Source organism: Aequorivita sediminis (genome assembly GCF_032080575.2).
Taxonomy (GTDB): Bacteria; Bacteroidota; Bacteroidia; order Flavobacteriales; family Flavobacteriaceae; genus Aequorivita; species Aequorivita sediminis.
Window position 1 is genome coordinate 1 of sequence record NZ_JAVLSO020000051.1, and the last position, 342, is coordinate 342.

General features: G+C 37.1%; 1 rRNA gene. It reads left to right on the forward strand.

The window, feature by feature from the left end:
- Positions 1 to 278 precede the first annotated feature (278 nt).
- Positions 279 to 342 (forward strand): 16S ribosomal RNA (locus RT250_RS13550); the annotation flags it as partial.

Here is a 342-nt window from a genome sequence, read left to right on the forward strand (position 1 = left end):
AAAAAGAGTTGTATATTTGCACCCGCTTAGCGAATAAGCGTGTTCATAGACAAGATGAGAGGTTAAATAAGTATCGGTTCGACTCCGATCCATCGTCAAAAATTGAATCTTTATTTTCGGATAAAGGTAAGTTCATTGAGATATTGAAATTGACAGCGTAGATTAATTTTCGAAAGGAAATTAGTCAACAAAGAAACTAAACTAAGTGAGATTTTCTGAGATTTTTTTGAGAGTCGAGCTCTTTACGGAAGTATGGTCGCAATATTATTGAAGATTATACGATGAAGAGTTTGATCCTGGCTCAGGATGAACGCTAGCGGCAGGCCTAACACATGCAAGTCG